Raw genomic sequence first — 2,075 nt, 5'->3', positions numbered from 1 at the left:
GAATCGTTCGACGAAAATTTGGAGTATTCATTCTATGTCCTCCGATCATCATGAGAACCATAGAAAGCGATAGAAGCTGAATGTGAAAAGTCCTTGCAGGCGCTTGTGCGGTAATATCGCGCTATGTCGTGCAAATCGGATTGGTCTTGGAAGAAACGCCTCCCATAACCGTCCACGCAGTTATGCAGCCCGCCTGTCACGTTCCCAGTCGTCTTCTCGATCGTATGATGTTCAATCAATTCGTTCTCGAAAGGTCGAGGGGCTTTGATTGCTCGGCAGAGACCGGTCGCGAAAGGAAGCCATCAATCAACGTCAGAATTATTCCAACAAAAAGCCCCGTACCCAACACCAATATGAGGGAAATATTGTCGCCGCGATCGATTGAACGTATTGCTGCCGGGAGGACTGCAAAAATTGTCACGTTATTTAGCGTTTCAGCAAAAGCAAGTACCATGCCTTTGCTATGCCCAGATCGCTCTGCCAATATCGTTGTGCTACTTGGCGCGCCGGCGCCGAGTGCAAATCCCCATAGGACTAGGCAAGTTACGGCCCCGATGAAAGGGAGAGCGATTGTGGTGAAGGCTGCGATCGACAGCGCAAGTAATGCAGTTATCGCGATGAGTGATATTTCTTCTCTGCCGCACATGCGGCGTATCCAGCCCGCAGAAAGATTTCCGATGCCCAAACCGAAACCAAACGCGGTAACCGTGACGCCAATTTCGGCCGTGTTCAAGTTGTAGCGTTGCTTGAGCATCTCCCCCGAGAGTAGGAAAGCGGCCACGCCTGTCCCATTCCAGGCGCCCTTGGCTATCAGCGGTCGCATTACATTCCATTTCTTCATCCAATGAAAATGCACTGCAGTTCTGGCGAATGAGGGTGAATAATTACCGGGGGTCGTTCTGGAGCCGATAATGAACGCCAACACGCATCCGCTTGCGCTCGTGAGAAAAGGCAGTCGCCAACCAACCCATTCGGTGAGCACGCCTGCGAGGGCTGGACCCAGCGCAATGCCGAACGTCATTCCAAGCATGACGCGTCCCATCGCACCAGCCTGCCTTTCCCTGGGGACGATTTCGGAAACCAGGGCGAACGCCGTTGGAATGATTACAGCAGACGCTAGCCCACCGAAGACTCTAAGAACCATTGCAATTTCGATAGTCGGCGAAAATGCAATTCCTATTCCATCGATAGCAAAGGCCAGAAGAGCAAAGAGTAGGAAACGAACACGGTCGATACGGTCTGAAAGATATCCCAGAATAGGAGCCGCCAAAGCGTAAGTGAAGGCGTAGCCGGAGATTAGCCACGAGGCGCGAGCCGGAGACGTGCGGAATGCCTCAGCTAACGGTCCAAGCATCGCCGAAAGCATGAACTCGCTTGCGCCGACGAAAAAAACCGCCAAGGCTAGGATAGCGAGAAAGGGTCTATGCTGGTTGGAGCTTTCCGACGTCTTTTCTGATGTCGTTACCATTGATCTTCTGCTCTCTTTGAAGCTGTTTCAGACAAAAATACGTCTTCGCGATCGCGATCGCGTTTGGGCGGGATGAATGGACGGGAGGAGAGGCCGAGAGAGGGATCTCGCGACAAGGCCAGATGGATCAATATCCTATCTGGATCGGCTCAGAAATGTTTGTGAGTATATCGATGAAAAGCAGCTCAAAATTAGCTGCCCACGCTGGTATGCGCTCCGATACAAGTCTTCGTATAAGTCGACCTTAGTGCTGCTGTCAACGTGCTGAGGTCGGAACAGTGATCGGGACCGGGCCTTCTCTTGGGGTTGCTTGCCGCCAGAATGGACGACTTTAGCCGCTGGTGTTGGGATAGAGCACATAAAGGTGCCCGATAGCGCGGCCGATGATCACGGTCGAATTCTTGCGCCTCAACAAACCGAAGCCAGTTCGTCGCTCGCCGCACCCTAGGTTCAATTCGATCTGCTCACGTCGACTTCATATGTGACATCGATTATCTATAATCTATGACCAAAGAGACAGACGAGACCATTTCCGACCGGATCGCGCGTATTCTCGCGGATCGGATCATATCGGGCGCGATACGGCCCGGCGCGCGGTTGCGGCAGG

The 2,075-nt window shown here is 52.8% G+C and carries 1 protein-coding gene; it reads right to left on the bottom strand.

Annotated features, from left to right (window positions below):
• Positions 1 to 235: 235 nt before the first annotated feature.
• Complete coding sequence (locus B4E36_RS17480; RefSeq protein ID WP_292059681.1) at positions 236 to 1,468, bottom strand: MFS transporter; 1,233 nt, start codon at positions 1,466 to 1,468, stop codon at positions 236 to 238.
• Positions 1,469 to 2,075 lie beyond the last annotated feature (607 nt).

This window comes from Martelella sp. UBA3392 (assembly GCF_002358775.1).
GTDB lineage: Bacteria > Pseudomonadota > Alphaproteobacteria > Rhizobiales > Rhizobiaceae > Martelella > Martelella mediterranea.
The sequence above is the reverse complement of the archived record's forward strand: the minus strand, read 5'-3'. Positions and strand labels throughout refer to the sequence as shown.

Excerpts from the sequence above, each read along its gene's own strand:
- B4E36_RS17480 (WP_292059681.1), bottom strand. The coding sequence starts at position 1,468 with ATGGTAACGACATCAGAAAAGACGTCGGAAAGCTCCAACCAGCATAGA.